Genomic DNA, 14,794 nt, shown 5'->3' with positions numbered 1-14,794 from the left:
TCAATTTTCAGCTTGATCCAGATTTTTAAAGAGCAAAACTTCGCAGTGCACCTTTTCAGGTTCACTCTGAAGTTTTCTTGTGTTCGCAGTAAAGGATGGTGGAGCTATGCGGGATCGAACCGCAGACCTCCTGCGTGCAAGGCAGGCGCTCTCCCAGCTGAGCTATAGCCCCATCGTTTGTAATCTCTGTACCGCTCATCCTTTAAAAGGAGTTTGGTAGGCCTGAGTGGACTTGAACCACCGACCTCACCCTTATCAGGGGTGCGCTCTAACCACCTGAGCTACAAGCCTGCAGAGATTTTTTACTGCTGTTTTTCATCAGACAATCTGTGTGAGCACTACAAAGGCAGGTTCTTTAAGGTAAGGAGGTGATCCAACCGCAGGTTCCCCTACGGTTACCTTGTTACGACTTCACCCCAGTCATGAATCACAAAGTGGTAAGCGCCCTCCCGAAGGTTAAGCTACCTACTTCTTTTGCAACCCACTCCCATGGTGTGACGGGCGGTGTGTACAAGGCCCGGGAACGTATTCACCGTGGCATTCTGATCCACGATTACTAGCGATTCCGACTTCATGGAGTCGAGTTGCAGACTCCAATCCGGACTACGACGCACTTTATGAGGTCCGCTTGCTCTCGCGAGGTCGCTTCTCTTTGTATGCGCCATTGTAGCACGTGTGTAGCCCTACTCGTAAGGGCCATGATGACTTGACGTCATCCCCACCTTCCTCCAGTTTATCACTGGCAGTCTCCTTTGAGTTCCCGGCCTAACCGCTGGCAACAAAGGATAAGGGTTGCGCTCGTTGCGGGACTTAACCCAACATTTCACAACACGAGCTGACGACAGCCATGCAGCACCTGTCTCAGAGTTCCCGAAGGCACCAAAGCATCTCTGCTAAGTTCTCTGGATGTCAAGAGTAGGTAAGGTTCTTCGCGTTGCATCGAATTAAACCACATGCTCCACCGCTTGTGCGGGCCCCCGTCAATTCATTTGAGTTTTAACCTTGCGGCCGTACTCCCCAGGCGGTCGACTTAACGCGTTAGCTCCGGAAGCCACGCCTCAAGGGCACAACCTCCAAGTCGACATCGTTTACGGCGTGGACTACCAGGGTATCTAATCCTGTTTGCTCCCCACGCTTTCGCACCTGAGCGTCAGTCTTTGTCCAGGGGGCCGCCTTCGCCACCGGTATTCCTCCAGATCTCTACGCATTTCACCGCTACACCTGGAATTCTACCCCCCTCTACAAGACTCTAGCCTGCCAGTTTCGAATGCAGTTCCCAGGTTGAGCCCGGGGATTTCACATCCGACTTGACAGACCGCCTGCGTGCGCTTTACGCCCAGTAATTCCGATTAACGCTTGCACCCTCCGTATTACCGCGGCTGCTGGCACGGAGTTAGCCGGTGCTTCTTCTGCGGGTAACGTCAATCGACAGGGTTATTAACCCTGTCGCCTTCCTCCCCGCTGAAAGTACTTTACAACCCGAAGGCCTTCTTCATACACGCGGCATGGCTGCATCAGGCTTGCGCCCATTGTGCAATATTCCCCACTGCTGCCTCCCGTAGGAGTCTGGACCGTGTCTCAGTTCCAGTGTGGCTGGTCATCCTCTCAGACCAGCTAGGGATCGTCGCCTAGGTGAGCCGTTACCCCACCTACTAGCTAATCCCATCTGGGCACATCCGATGGCAAGAGGCCCGAAGGTCCCCCTCTTTGGTCTTGCGACGTTATGCGGTATTAGCTACCGTTTCCAGTAGTTATCCCCCTCCATCAGGCAGTTTCCCAGACATTACTCACCCGTCCGCCACTCGTCAGCGAAGCAGCAAGCTGCTTCCTGTTACCGTTCGACTTGCATGTGTTAGGCCTGCCGCCAGCGTTCAATCTGAGCCATGATCAAACTCTTCAATTTAAGTTTGATGCTCGTGAATTAAACTTCGTAATGAATTACGTATGTTCACTCAGAGACTTGGTATTCATTTTTCGTCTTGCGACGTTAAGAATCCATGTCACTTTGAGTGCCCACACAGATTGTCTGATAAATTGTTAAAGAGCAGTTGCAACGCGGCTTTCAGCTCATCGTTGCGAGGACCCGTATATTACGTTTTCCTCATTCAGAGTCAAGCAATTATTTTCACTTTTCTCTGTTGGCGTTCATCTCTGAACCCCGCTGTCCCGGCGGCTTGTAAGCCGTTGTTCCGTGTCAGTGGAGGCGCATTATAGGGAGTTCTCAGACGTTGACAACCCCTCTTTGAAAAAAAACGTTCAACCGTCTCTTTTTTGCTCAAAACCGTGCTACAGCGCCAGTTTTTCGAGCGTTTCGAAGCCATAACGACGTAAAACGGGCAAAAGTTGTTCGGTTTCTTTTGTTATCGCCATACAGAAAGCGATGTTCGCATCCGCTGATTTCGCATCCGGCGCCTCGTGCTCCAGTAGCCAGGCCGTCCGACGCGCAATCGCAGCACCGGAATCCACCAGCCGGGTCCCTTCAGGCAAAACCTTTAACAGCTCTTCCTGTAATAGCGGGAAATGGGTGCAGCCGAGAACAACCGTATCCGGTGGTTCCTGCATCCGCAGCCATGGACGCAGAATGCGACGCAGCTCTTCAAGCGATACCGTCTCGCCGTGCAGTTTCGCTTCCGCCATTTCCACCAGCTCCGCGGAGCCGAGCATGGCGATCTGGCATTCATTGGCAAAGCGCTCAATAAGCTCACGCGTATAAGGACGTTTTACCGTACCGCGTGTCGCCAGCAACCCCACGATACCGTTCGCCGTCAGACGCGCCGCAGGTTTGATTGCCGGGACAACGCCCACAACCGGGAACGGGAATTTTTCGCGCAGGGCAGGAAGAGAGACCGTGCTTGCCGTATTACAGGCAATAACCGCCAGCGCCAGGGGATAGCGCTTTTGTACCGCAGTGACGATTTCAATCACACGCTCAACGATAAAGTCTTCACTCTTTTCCCCATACGGGAACGCGACGTTATCGAAGGCGTAGATGTAATGGAGATCCGGCAGGAGCTGCCGAATCTCATCATAGACCGAAAGCCCACCGACGCCGGAATCAAACACCAGCACGGTGGGACGCGGATCAGAAGGTGTAGCTGCCAGACAAGGTGTATTCCCGTCCTGCAGTTTGGTAGCCATAAACTGTCTCGTAATCTTTATCGAACAGGTTGGCTATTTTACCACGAACTGTGAGATGTGAGGTGACAGGATATGAAACCGCGACGTCCCACAGGCTGACGCCGCCCATTTTAACTTTCTCTGACGGATAGGTTCCAAAGTCGGTGTCGTAGCGCGTGCCGAGATAGTGATACGTCAGGCTCCAGTCAACATCATAGATCTGCGTATCAAGCTGATATTTCACCTGCTGTTTAGCACGACGGTCCAGAAGTTGATTGGTTGCCGCATTGCGGGCATCCACATAGTCGTAGCCCACAGTATGCGTCAACGGACCCGTATCAAACGACGCTGTCGCTTCTACACCTTTAATGCGTGCTTTGCCGACGTTGTAATATTGCTGCAGGTTATTGTTGAAGTCGATGAGATTATCAACGTCATTACGATAGCCGGATACGCGCCAGCTTACGCCTGCCGTCAGGCCTTCAAACGCCCCTTCCCACTGCTTGCTCTCTTCAGGATCAAGATGGGTATTGCCGTAGAAGCCATAGAGCTGACCCAGATTCGGCGCTTTATAGGCCGTGCCATAAGAGGCTATGAAGCGGTAACCGTCAACGAACTCCCAGGCTGCGCTACTTTGCCAGGTACCATGGCGACCAAACTGAGAGTTGTCATCGCTGCGGGCCGCCGCCTCCAGAGTGAAATCTCCAAACTGCTGCAACCCAGTCAGGTAGACGCCAGTGTTACGCAGGTCATAGGCGTTGGTTACGTAGTTGGTACCCGGCTCGGTGCTCTGTTTCTGCCAGTCAACGCCCGCGCCGATGTTGCCATGTCCCACGTCAACTGAGTTGGTCCACTGAACATTGTACTGTTTGATTTCATCCAGGGTTGCTGTGGAGTCATAGCGTCCAAGGTGCGGATCGTAATTGTAGTCTTTGCTGTGACTGTAGCTGGAGAGCAACTGTGAATGGAAAACATCCCGGTTAAACCGCAATCCGGCATCCCAGGTCTGGCTATAGAGTTGGCGGGTATCAACCAGCACATCAGGGGTGAATGAACTGTAATAGCCGTCATAGGCGGTACGGTTGCTGTAACCATAGCCGCGAATGAAACCACTCCATTGCTCAGAGAAAGCATGCTCCAGTGCGCCGTAGAGCGTTTTATTCATAAAGCCGTCGCGATCGGTCTGGGCAAGGCCGCCGTTATTACCGTCAGCAACGACGTCAAAGCCTTTTGTGTAGGTGTAATCCCCCGCCAGCGTAACGCGCGTACTTTCACCCAATGTTTGCTGGGTGCTGCCACCATAATTCTGGAAGCCGTGTGTCCCAACGCCAGCATTCAGCGTTGTGCCATCCTTCGCACGCGTAGTGATAATGTTGACTACACCACCGATCGCATCCGAGCCGTACACCGCCGAACGCGGTCCACGAAGATATTCGATGCGCTGCACCAGGGAGATCGGAAACTGGCTGAGATCGGACGACCCCGTGACGCCCGCCTGGTTAAGGCGGATCCCATCGACGAGAATCAGGACATGGCTGGAGTTCGTACCGCGTATAAAGAGAGAAGAGAGCTGCCCCATCCCGCCATTTTGTGCCGTATCTACGCCAGGCAGGCGACGCATGACATCCAGAACCGTGGTGGATTGCCAGCGGTCGATATCGGCCCGCGTCACGACAGAAGTCGCAGCCAGAACAGATTTTTCAGGTTGTTCGAAACGGTTTGCTGTCACCACCAACGAGTCGGCGCTTTCCTGCGCCCAGCCCGAAAATGCCGTGACGGAAAACGCCGTCAACAGCGATACTTTTTTAATCATTGTTAAAGCATCCACAATATAAGAAGGATGCCGCAGGCCTCATCGATAGCACGCGATGATGAAACCAAATGCGACGTGATCCCGGCAGGTCTTCGGGCTGGGTGGCGTTATACGGATGAAGACTTCCCGTTTTCACAGTGTCTACAACTCTCATCCCGCCAGTCTTTACCGCTGCGCGTCAGCTCCAGATTTGCACTGGATTCCCTTTTCACTCTCAGGAGACCGGAAACAGAATGCTACAATTAGACACGTATAGATGTCCAGATAGCTATTAGCCATTAAATCTGGACATCCACTGCACAATCCCTACAATCCCCGCGTAATTCTTTATCACTCAGGACGCATCATGACCCCCGAACACCTCCCGACAGAACAGTACGACGCACAGCTGGCAGAAAAAGTTGTCCGCCTGCAAAGTATGATGACGCCTTTCAACGCGCCCGTTCCCGAGGTGTTTCGTTCTCCGGTCAGCCACTACCGTATGCGCGCTGAGTTTCGCATCTGGCACGATGGCGATGACCTGTACCACATCATTTTCGATCAGCAGACGAAATCCCGTATTCGCGTAGACAGTTTCCCGGCGGCGAGTGAGCTTATCAACCAGCTAATGACGCTGATGATCGACGGTGTGCGCACTAATCCGGTGCTGCGCAACAAGCTGTTCCAGATTGACTACCTGACCACCCAAAGCAATCAGGCCATTGTCTCTCTGCTCTATCACAAAGCGCTGACCGACGAGTGGCGCGAGCAGGCAGAAGCCCTGCGCGATGCGCTGCGCGCGCAGAACATCAACGTGCACCTGATTGGCCGCGCGACCAAAACCAAAATCATGCTGGACCAGGATTACATCGACGAGCGTTTGCCGGTGGCAGGAAAAGAGATGGTTTACCGTCAGGTGGAGAACAGCTTCACCCAGCCGAATGCGGCAATGAACGTGCAGATGCTGGAGTGGGCGCTGAATGCGACGGAAGGGTCGACGGGCGATCTGCTGGAGCTCTACTGCGGTAACGGCAACTTCTCGCTGGCGCTGGCGCGTAACTTCGAACGCGTGCTGGCGACGGAAATCGCCAAACCGTCGGTGGCCGCCGCGCAGTACAACATCGCCGCTAACCATATTGATAATGTGCAGATCATTCGTATGGCGGCAGAAGAGTTTACCCAGGCGATGAACGGCGTACGTGAGTTTAACCGCCTGCAAGGGATTGATTTGAAGAGCTACCAGTGTGAGACAATTTTTGTCGATCCGCCGCGCAGCGGCCTGGACAGCGAAACCGAGAAGATGGTGCAGGCGTACCCGCGTATTTTGTACATCTCCTGTAACCCGGAGACGCTGTGCAAGAATCTGGAAACATTAAGCCAGACGCACAAGGTTGAACGTCTGGCGCTGTTCGATCAGTTCCCGTATACGCACCATATGGAGTGCGGCGTACTGCTCACGGCGAAGTAATGTGGGCATTGTAGGGCAGGTAAGCGAAGCGCCACCTGCCAAAAAAGCCGGATGGCGCTTCGCTTATCCGGCCTACAATGACAAAACCCTTTACTCTGGTAACTGGCTCTTGCGGCTACGCATGCGCGAGCCAATCCAGAACACCAGCGCCACAGACAGCACCGCAGGCAGGAAGTTAGAACCGATATCCGGATACTCTGCACGCACCACGGTGCTGTACAACAGTACACCCAGAATAAAACAGGCTGCGGCCAGCCCCGGTAACCCAACCGGCATGGTGCGGTTCAGATAACGTTGATGCAGGCAATACACCGTCAGCACCAGCGCGATAATCGGGAAAATCGAGAACGGTACAATTGAGCTGAAAACCGCCGCAAACGTACCATTGATGGATAAGCCAGCGATCAATGCCAGCAACAGCGTTCCTTTATCCTGACCTGACTGTTTCATTACTCACCTTCACTCATCGTTTTGATGTGCCAACTTCTCTTGTTCACGGCGATACCAGTAGTACGCACCTTTAGAAATCATTCGCAGCTGCAATACCAGTCGCTCTTCGAGTTGCTTACGTTGTTCAATGCTGACATCCAGCGCTTCGGCACCCGCACTGAAAACAATGGTCACCATCGCCTCGGCCTGTGCTTCAGTAAACGCACGCGGCATATGGTTTTCGAGTTCAAGATAGTCGGCAAGTTCCGCGATGAAATGCTGAATTTCACGCGCGACGGCGGCACGAAACGCCGCCGACGTGCCAGAGCGCTCGCGCAACAAAAGGCGAAACGCGTTAGGGTTATTGCCGATAAATTCCATAAATGTCGACACGGAGGTGCGGATCACGCTGCCGCCTTTGGCAATACGCTGACGCGCCTGACGCATAAGCTGGCGCAGCATCAAACCGCTCTCGTCGACCATGGTCAGGCCCAGTTCATCCACATCACGGAAATGACGATAGAAGGACGTTGGCGCAATCCCGGCCTCGCGCGCCACTTCGCGCAGGCTTAAACTGGCAAAACTCCGCTCAGCACTCAGTTGACTGAATGCGGCTTCCACCAGCGAACGCCGGGTTTTCTCTTTTTGTTGTGCTCTTACGCCCATCACGATAGTTGAATCCTTCCAAAGGCCCGTTGGCACTATACCAGAGAATAAAATTAATCTGTTTACCTGGCTTTGTGAATGATTGTTTACGCGCGGTTTGTGCTCCACTGCCCGAAAAAAGCACAACGATAATTGGGTTACCCAGGCAATGATGTTATGATTCTGTTGCTTTTATGTATAAGAACAGGTAAGCCTTGCCATGCCACATTCCTACGATTACGACGCAATAGTTATTGGTTCCGGCCCCGGCGGCGAAGGTGCTGCTATGGGTCTGGTAAAACAGGGAGCCAGAGTAGCGGTTATTGAGCGCTACCATAATGTCGGCGGCGGTTGCACCCACTGGGGCACCATCCCTTCGAAAGCCCTCCGCCACGCCGTTAGCCGCATTATCGAATTTAACCAGAACCCTCTTTACAGCGACCACTCCCGACTTCTTCGTTCTTCCTTTGCCGATATCCTGAATCACGCAGACACGGTCATTAACCAGCAGACGCGCATGCGTCAGGGTTTCTATGAGCGCAACCACTGTGAAATTCTGCAGGGTAACGCGCATTTTGTAGATGAACACACCCTGGCGCTGGAGTGCCACGACGGTTCGGTTGAGACGCTCACCGCTGAAAAATTTGTGATCGCCTGCGGATCGCGCCCATATCATCCGGCAGACGTGGACTTCTCTCATCCACGCATTTACGACAGCGACTCCATCCTCAGCCTGCACCACGAGCCACGCCATGTGATCATCTATGGCGCGGGCGTGATTGGCTGTGAATATGCGTCGATCTTCCGCGGCATGGAGGTCAAAGTTGATTTGATCAACACCCGCGACCGGCTGCTGGCGTTCCTCGATCAGGAGATGTCAGATTCCCTCTCCTACCACTTCTGGAACAGTGGCGTGGTGATTCGCCACAACGAAGAGTACGAGAAAATCGAAGGCTGCGACGACGGTGTGATCATGCACCTGAAATCTGGTAAAAAGCTGAAGGCGGACTGCCTGCTGTACGCCAACGGCCGTACCGGCAACACGGATTCATTGCAGCTGGAGAATATCGGGCTTGAAACCGACAGCCGCGGTCAGCTCAAGGTCAACAGCATGTACCAGACTGCGCTGCCGCACGTTTACGCGGTCGGCGACGTTATTGGTTACCCAAGTCTGGCCTCCGCTGCTTACGATCAGGGCCGCATCGCCGCACAGGCGCTGGTGAAAGGTGAAGCGACGGCGCATCTGATCGAGGACATCCCGACGGGCATCTACACCATCCCGGAAATCAGTTCTGTCGGCAAAACCGAGCAGCAGTTGACGGCCATGAAGGTGCCTTACGAGGTGGGTCGTGCCCAGTTTAAACACCTGGCGCGCGCACAAATTGTGGGGATGAGCGTGGGTACGCTGAAGATCCTGTTCCATCGCGAGACGAAAGAGATCCTCGGTATTCACTGCTTTGGTGAACGTGCCGCGGAAATCATTCATATCGGCCAGGCGATCATGGAGCAAAAAGGTGGTGGCAACACCATCGAGTACTTCGTTAACACCACCTTTAACTACCCGACCATGGCGGAAGCCTATCGGGTAGCTGCGCTGAACGGCTTAAACCGCCTGTTTTAACGCGTTGTCGAAATGGCCATCCATTGCACCACGGATGGCCTCTGCCAGCTGCTCATAGCGGCTGCGCAGCGGTGAACCCGGACGATAAACCAGGCCGATCGTGCGACGCGGCTCTGGCTTAATACACGGCAGATAGACCACGCCATCACGCTTACGCTCGCGCGGCACGGCCAGCGCAGGCAGCAGCGTAATGCCACTTCCCGCCGCGACCATGTTACGCAGCGTTTCAAGGCTGGTTGCGCGGAAATGGGTATCTTCATCTGCACCCGCTTCGAAGCAGAAGCCCATCGCCTGATCGCGCAGACAGTGGCCGTCTTCCAGCATCAGCAGCTTTTCTCCGGCCAGATCGGCCATCGGCACGCGATCGCGGTTCGCCCACGGGTGATCTTCATAGATCGCCAGCATCATCGGCTCATCGAACAGCGGTACTTCAATAAACGCTTCACTCTCTTTGACCAGCGCCAGGATCGCGCAGTCGAGCTTGCCGCTGTCTAACTGCGCCAGCAGCTGATGGGTTTGCGCTTCATGCAGGTACATTTCGAGTTTCGGGAACGTCTGGTGCAGCAGCGGAATGATTTGCGGCAACAGATACGGGCCAACGGTTGGGATCAGGCCAATATGCAGCGGGCCGGACATCGCCTCCCCCTGCTGGCTTGCCATTTCCTTGAGCACTTTGACCTCGCGCAGTACGGTGCGCGCCTGATCCACCAGCAGCAGACCTGCCTGCGTGAACAGTACCTTACGACTGGTGCGCTCCAGCAGCATCACGCCCAGCTCATCTTCCAGCTTGCGGATCTGACCGCTCAGCGTTGGCTGGCTGACGTGGCAGGAGTCTGCCGCGCGGCGAAAATGGCGATGCTCAGCTAACGCTACCAGGTATTCAAGATCACGAATATTCATTATTCATCCTCCGTCGCCACGATAGTTCATGGCGATAGATAGCATAGCAACGAACGATTATCCCTATCAAGCATTCTGTTGAATAATACATCACATAGACGAGGCGGCACGTGTTTGACCCAAAACGACCCCGCACCGTCAGCGAGTTTCTCTCAAAACTCGAAAAACTAAAGCCAACGTGAACTTTTGCGGACCCCGTGGTCCGCTTTTTTTTGCGTATAAAAAAGCCCGGCACTAAGCCAGGCTCCGTTTTTCTCCCTCTCCCTGTGGAAGAGGGCCGGGGTGAGGGCACCAGCCCGCACAAATCAAACCAACCGGTTTTTCGCGTCCGCAATCGCCTGCGCTACCTGCTTCGGCGAGACTCCACCTTTCGCCGCACGCTTATCCAGGCAGGATTGCAGGGCCAGAATCGGGTAGACATCCTCCCCAATAACCGCACTGAATTTTTGCAGGTCGGCAAGCGCCAGCTCTTCAAGGGCTTTACCCTGACGAATCGCTTCCACTACCGCTTCACCCACAATATGGTGCGCCTCGCGGAACGGTACGCCTTTCGCCACCAGGTAGTCTGCCAGCTCGGTAGAGTTAGCATAGCCCTGCTGCGCCGCTTCCTGGCAGCGAGGACGTTTCACCTGAATGCCGTCCAGCACCAGCGCGCCCATATGCAGACAGTCCAGCCAGGTGTCGAGCGCGTCGAACAGCCCCTCTTTGTCTTCCTGCATATCTTTGTTGTATGCCAGCGGCAGCCCTTTCAGGGTCATCATCATGCCGGTCAGCGCGCCCTGCACGCGGCCACATTTGCCGCGGATCAGCTCCAGCGCATCCGGGTTTTTCTTTTGCGGCATCAGGGAGGAGCCGGACGTCACGCGGTCGGACAGCTCGACGAAGCCCGCTTCGCCAGAGTTAAAGAAGATCAGGTCTTCGGCAAAGCGCGACAGGTGCACCATCCCGATAGAGGCATTCGACAGCAGCTCCAGCACGTGGTCACGGTCAGAGACGCTGTCCAGGCTGTTGCGGGTGGCGGAAGCAAAGCCCAGCCAGCCTGCCAGCTGCTCACGGTCGATTTCATAAGCCGTACCGGCCAGCGCGCCGCTGCCCAGCGGGCTGACGTCCAGACGCGTTAAGGTATCCTGTAAACGGCTCTCATCACGCGCCAGCATCTCAACGTAGGCCAGACACCAGTGCGCAAAGGTCACCGGCTGTGCGCGTTGCAGGTGAGTATAACCCGGCATCACCGCATCCTGATTGTTCTGCGCAGTGTCCACCAGCGCGCTCTGCAGCTGACGATTCGCCGCCAGCAGTTCGCCGACGGTCTCTTTACACCACAGCTTCAGGTCGGTCGCCACCTGGTCATTACGGCTACGCCCGGTATGGAGCTTTTTACCCAGCTGGCCGACTTTGTCGATAAGTTTGCCTTCCACCCAACTGTGAATATCTTCGGCATCGCTCTGGAGGATTTGCTGCGGATCCAGACGCACCTCTTCCAGCAGATTATTCAGCGCCTCTTCCAGCTGCTGCTGTTCCTCTGCGGTCAGCACGCCCACGGTCACCAGCGCTTTGGACCAGGCCACAGAGCCGACAATATCCTGTTCGGCCAGGCGGTAATCGAAGCGCAAAGAGTCATTGAACTGTTTGAACCGCTGATCCGCTGCCTGTGTAAAACGCCCACCCCAAAGTGCCATAACGAATTTCCTTAATGATGATATTTTTGCCCGGTGGCGCTGCGCTTACCGGGCCTACAAAATTCACGTAGGCCGGATAAGCGAAGCGCCATCCGGCACAGAATCTTAAGCCAGAATACGCGTACCAATCGGCGTACCGTTAAACAGCGCCGGGAGTTGCTCCGCGTGACGCCAGGAGGCGATATCCACCGGACGACCCAGCGTGCGCGCGGCATCCAGCGCCGCGTTCACCTTAACGATCATGCCGTCGGTGATAATGCCCTGATCGATCAGCTGTTCGGCTTTTGCGGCGGTCATTTCCGCAATGCGCTGGCCTTTGCCGTCCAGAATGCCGCTCACGTCGGAGAGCAGGATCAGGTCTGCGCCCAGCGTGGCCGCCAACGCGGTTGCCGCCTGGTCCGCATTGACGTTCATCAGCTCGCCCTCTTCGGTCACGCCGATTGAGCTCACCACCGGCAGGAAACCACCTTCCAGCAGGGTGTTAATCAGCTTAGGCGAACCTGGCTGCGCCAGTCCAACATGGCCAAGCGCTTCGTCGAGCTGGGTCACTTTCACGCTATCGCCATCGCCCAGACAGAGACCAACGGACGCGATGTGGTGCTTCTTCGCCCACGCCAGCAGCGTTTTGTTCGCCGTCCCCGCCAGCGCACCAGTAATAATGTCAATCTGGTCGGCAGGCGTGACGCGCAGGCCATTTTTCTTAATCACCGGCAGGTTGAGCCCTTTCATCAGCTCGTCCACCACACAGCCGCCGCCGTGGACAATCACCAGCGGACGTTGATGTGATTCACGATAGTTCACCAGCGCGGTAAACAGGCGCTCCAGCGCTTCTTCGCTGTCCAGCAGTACACCACCGAGTTTGATAATTAATGGATTCATCATCACACCTTAAATAAGAGCCTGCGTTTCAGGGAAGCCGAAACGAATATTTGCACACTGCATTGCCTGTGCGGCAGCGCCTTTGAGTAAGTTATCTTCTGCGGCGACCACAATCAGGTGCTCGCCCTGCACGGCAAAGCCGATGTCGCAGAACGGCAGGCCGACCACGTTTTTCAGCGCTGGTACGCCTTTGTCATACAGACGCACCAGTGGTTTATCCGCATACGCCTGCGTGAAGACTTCGCTCACCTGGTCTTTGGTCACGCCCGGCTTCAGGCGACAGGTAATGGTTTCAAGGATCCCGCGCGGGAAGCTACCGAGGTGCGGGGTGAAGATCACCTCCGCGCCCAGATGGGTGGTGATTTCAGGGTGATGACGGTGATTAAACACGCCATACGGCTGAAGGCTCACTTCGCAGAAACTGTTGGAGATCGCGGCCTTGCGCCCGGCGCCGCTCACGCCGCTGGTGGCGTTGATCACCGGCCACTGGTCAAGATCCAGCAGACCCGCGTCGATCAGCGGCTTAAGGGAGAGCTGCGCCGCCGTCGGGTAACAGCCAGGCACGGCAATCAGATTCGCTTCTTTCAGTTTATCTGCGCTCCACTCCGCCAGGCCGTACACCGCTTTTTCGAGCAGATCCGGGTGCTGATGGGTGAAGCCGTAATATTTTTCGTAGAACGCGCTGTCGTTAACGCGAAACGCGCCGGAGAGATCGAAGACCACGCAACCGGCTGCCAGAAACTGCGGCGCCAGGTCGTGACTGACCTCGTGTGCGGTGGCTAAAAACACCACGTCAACGCCGTCGGTAAACTCGCTGATGTCAGACATGGCCTGCAAAGGCAAATCAACCACGCCCTTAAGTTGTGGATGCAAATCGGAAATTAACTTTCCGGCATCATTGCTTTGCGCTGACACGGTCAAAGCGGTTATGGTCATATGTGGGTGGCGATTCACGTAGCTTACAAGCTCTGCGCCCGCATAACCGCTAGCGCCTACAATCAGCGTATTCAACATCGGGTTCCTTTATGCTCAACGTTAATGTATTTTTATTCACATTTATTGCATGAATATTGATACTATCACGACCTAAGGTGTGTCAACAATGAAAATGAACTTACCGCCATTTATCGAGATTTACCGCGCCCTGATTGCCACACCGTCCATCAGCGCAACGGAAGAAGCGCTGGATCAGAGCAATGAGTCTTTAATCAATCTGCTGGCGGGTTGGTTTAGCGATCTTGGGTTTAACGTTGAGGTTCAGCCCGTCCCCGGAACACGTCACAAATTTAACCTGCTCGCCAGCACCGGACATGGCGCTGGCGGCCTGCTGCTGGCTGGTCACACTGACACCGTGCCGTTTGACGATGGCCGCTGGACCCGCGATCCGTTCACCCTGACAGAGCACGACAACAAGCTCTACGGTCTCGGCACGGCGGACATGAAAGGTTTCTTTGCTTTTATCCTCGACGCGCTGCGTGACGTGGACGTGACAACGCTGAAAAAGCCGCTCTACATTCTGGCGACCGCCGATGAAGAGACCAGCATGGCGGGCGCACGGTATTTCTCTGAAAACACGTCGATTCGCCCGGACTGCGCGATCATCGGTGAACCTACCTCTCTGCAACCGATTCGGGCGCACAAAGGCCATATTTCTACCGCAGTGCGCGTGCTGGGCCAGTCTGGTCACTCCAGCGATCCGGCGCGCGGCGTGAACGCCATTGAGCTGATGCATGACGCGATTGGCCGCATCATGACCCTGCGCGACGATCTAAAAGAGCGTTATCACTACGAGGCGTTCACCGTGCCGTATCCGACGCTGAACCTCGGCAGCCTGCACGGCGGTGATGCGTCCAACCGTATCTGCGCCTGCTGCGAACTGCATATGGATATCCGTCCTCTGCCGGGCATGACGCTGAGCGATCTGGATGGCTTACTGAACGAAGCGCTGGCACCGGTCAGCGAGCGCTGGCCGGGACGTCTGACGGTCTCCGAACTGCATCCGCCGATTCCAGGCTACGAATGCCCGCCTGACCACCAGCTGGTTCAGGTGGTGGAAAAACTGCTCGGAGAGAAAACCGACGTGGTGAACTACTGCACCGAAGCGCCGTTTATTCAGACCCTGTGCCCGACGCTGGTTCTGGGCCCTGGCTCCATCAACCAGGCCCACCAGCCGGACGAATATCTCGAAACCCGCTTCATCAAGCCCACCCGCGAACTCATTACCCAGGTTGTGCATCACTTCTGCTGGCATTAAAACGGCCCCT

The 14,794-nt window shown here is 55.3% G+C and carries 11 protein-coding genes, 2 tRNA genes, 1 rRNA gene and 1 riboswitch; of the genes, 3 read left to right on the top strand and 11 right to left on the bottom strand.

Annotated features, from left to right (window positions below; genetic code table 11):
* Positions 1-96: 96 nt before the first annotated feature.
* From SK51_RS04875 to btuB, 5 genes are all read right to left on the bottom strand, one after another.
* Positions 97-172, bottom strand: a tRNA-Ala gene (locus SK51_RS04875).
* Between the two features lie 42 nt (positions 173-214).
* Positions 215-291 (bottom strand) — tRNA-Ile (locus tag SK51_RS04870).
* 70 nt (positions 292-361) lie between these two features.
* A 16S ribosomal RNA gene (locus tag SK51_RS04865) occupies positions 362-1,903 on the bottom strand.
* Between the two features lie 383 nt (positions 1,904-2,286).
* On the bottom strand, positions 2,287-3,138 hold the full coding sequence (gene murI / locus SK51_RS04855) for a glutamate racemase (protein WP_023298885.1): 852 nt from the start codon (positions 3,136-3,138) through the stop codon (positions 2,287-2,289).
* Positions 3,083-4,930, bottom strand: coding sequence for a TonB-dependent vitamin B12 receptor BtuB (btuB, locus tag SK51_RS04850; RefSeq protein ID WP_023307179.1), 1,848 nt, complete (start codon positions 4,928-4,930; stop codon positions 3,083-3,085). Before btuB ends, murI begins: the two co-directional genes overlap by 56 nt.
* Positions 4,931-4,996: 66 nt before the next feature.
* Positions 4,997-5,172, bottom strand: a riboswitch (cobalamin riboswitch).
* Positions 5,173-5,276: 104 nt separating this feature from the next.
* On the opposite strand from btuB, the gene trmA reads away from it, so the two are divergent.
* On the top strand, positions 5,277-6,377 hold the full coding sequence (gene trmA / locus SK51_RS04845) for a tRNA (uridine(54)-C5)-methyltransferase TrmA (RefSeq protein ID WP_023298887.1): 1,101 nt from the start codon (positions 5,277-5,279) through the stop codon (positions 6,375-6,377).
* A gap of 90 nt (positions 6,378-6,467) precedes the next feature.
* Here the strand turns inward: trmA and SK51_RS04840 are convergent, their stop codons facing one another.
* Positions 6,468-6,827: a YijD family membrane protein gene (locus SK51_RS04840; protein ID WP_017383113.1), complete on the bottom strand. Its 360-nt coding sequence runs from the start codon at positions 6,825-6,827 to the stop codon at positions 6,468-6,470.
* 9 nt (positions 6,828-6,836) lie between these two features.
* Positions 6,837-7,475, bottom strand: coding sequence for an HTH-type transcriptional repressor FabR (gene fabR / locus SK51_RS04835; protein ID WP_003862059.1), 639 nt, complete (start codon positions 7,473-7,475; stop codon positions 6,837-6,839).
* 196 nt (positions 7,476-7,671) lie between these two features.
* Here fabR and sthA point away from each other — a divergent pair, with 196 nt between their 5' ends.
* Positions 7,672-9,072: a Si-specific NAD(P)(+) transhydrogenase gene (gene sthA, locus SK51_RS04830; RefSeq protein ID WP_003862057.1), complete on the top strand. Its 1,401-nt coding sequence runs from the start codon at positions 7,672-7,674 to the stop codon at positions 9,070-9,072.
* Here the strand turns inward: sthA and oxyR are convergent.
* The 4 genes from oxyR to argC all read right to left on the bottom strand — a co-directional run bounded on the left by oxyR (position 9,055) and on the right by argC (position 13,544).
* The gene (oxyR, locus tag SK51_RS04825) at positions 9,055-9,972 is read right to left on the bottom strand and encodes a DNA-binding transcriptional regulator OxyR (RefSeq protein WP_022649783.1); all 918 of its coding nucleotides are present in this window, start codon (positions 9,970-9,972) and stop codon (positions 9,055-9,057) included. The genes sthA and oxyR overlap by 18 nt on opposite strands.
* A gap of 305 nt (positions 9,973-10,277) precedes the next feature.
* A complete protein-coding gene (gene argH / locus SK51_RS04820) occupies positions 10,278-11,651 on the bottom strand; it encodes an argininosuccinate lyase (protein WP_023307180.1) in 1,374 nt (457 codons plus the stop codon).
* A gap of 105 nt (positions 11,652-11,756) precedes the next feature.
* Positions 11,757-12,533, bottom strand: coding sequence for an acetylglutamate kinase (gene argB / locus SK51_RS04815; protein WP_094948456.1), 777 nt, complete (start codon positions 12,531-12,533; stop codon positions 11,757-11,759).
* A gap of 6 nt (positions 12,534-12,539) precedes the next feature.
* Positions 12,540-13,544, bottom strand: a complete 1,005-nt coding sequence (gene argC, locus SK51_RS04810; RefSeq protein WP_023298889.1) for an N-acetyl-gamma-glutamyl-phosphate reductase — start codon at positions 13,542-13,544, stop codon at positions 12,540-12,542.
* An 88-nt stretch (positions 13,545-13,632) separates the two neighbouring features.
* Between argC and argE the strand changes: the two genes are divergently transcribed.
* A complete protein-coding gene (argE, locus tag SK51_RS04805; protein WP_015569956.1) occupies positions 13,633-14,784 on the top strand; it encodes an acetylornithine deacetylase in 1,152 nt (383 codons plus the stop codon).
* Positions 14,785-14,794 lie beyond the last annotated feature (10 nt).

The organism is Enterobacter sp. MGH85 (assembly GCF_001037655.1).
Classification (GTDB): Bacteria; Pseudomonadota; Gammaproteobacteria; order Enterobacterales; family Enterobacteriaceae; genus Enterobacter; species Enterobacter intestinihominis.
The sequence above is the reverse complement of the archived record's forward strand: the minus strand, read 5'-3'. Positions and strand labels throughout refer to the sequence as shown.

Bases quoted from the DNA above. Each gene is read 5' to 3' on its own strand.
- murI (WP_023298885.1), bottom strand. From the start codon at position 3,138: ATGGCTACCAAACTGCAGGACGGGAATACACCTTGTCTGGCAGCTACA.
- btuB (WP_023307179.1), bottom strand. From the start codon at position 4,930: ATGATTAAAAAAGTATCGCTGTTGACGGCGTTTTCCGTCACGGCATTT.
- trmA (WP_023298887.1), top strand. From the start codon at position 5,277: ATGACCCCCGAACACCTCCCGACAGAACAGTACGACGCACAGCTGGCA.
- SK51_RS04840 (WP_017383113.1), bottom strand. From the start codon at position 6,827: ATGAAACAGTCAGGTCAGGATAAAGGAACGCTGTTGCTGGCATTGATC.
- sthA (WP_003862057.1), top strand. From the start codon at position 7,672: ATGCCACATTCCTACGATTACGACGCAATAGTTATTGGTTCCGGCCCC.
- oxyR (WP_022649783.1), bottom strand. From the start codon at position 9,972: ATGAATATTCGTGATCTTGAATACCTGGTAGCGTTAGCTGAGCATCGC.
- argH (WP_023307180.1), bottom strand. From the start codon at position 11,651: ATGGCACTTTGGGGTGGGCGTTTTACACAGGCAGCGGATCAGCGGTTC.
- argB (WP_094948456.1), bottom strand. From the start codon at position 12,533: ATGATGAATCCATTAATTATCAAACTCGGTGGTGTACTGCTGGACAGC.
- argC (WP_023298889.1), bottom strand. From the start codon at position 13,544: ATGTTGAATACGCTGATTGTAGGCGCTAGCGGTTATGCGGGCGCAGAG.
- argE (WP_015569956.1), top strand. From the start codon at position 13,633: ATGAAAATGAACTTACCGCCATTTATCGAGATTTACCGCGCCCTGATT.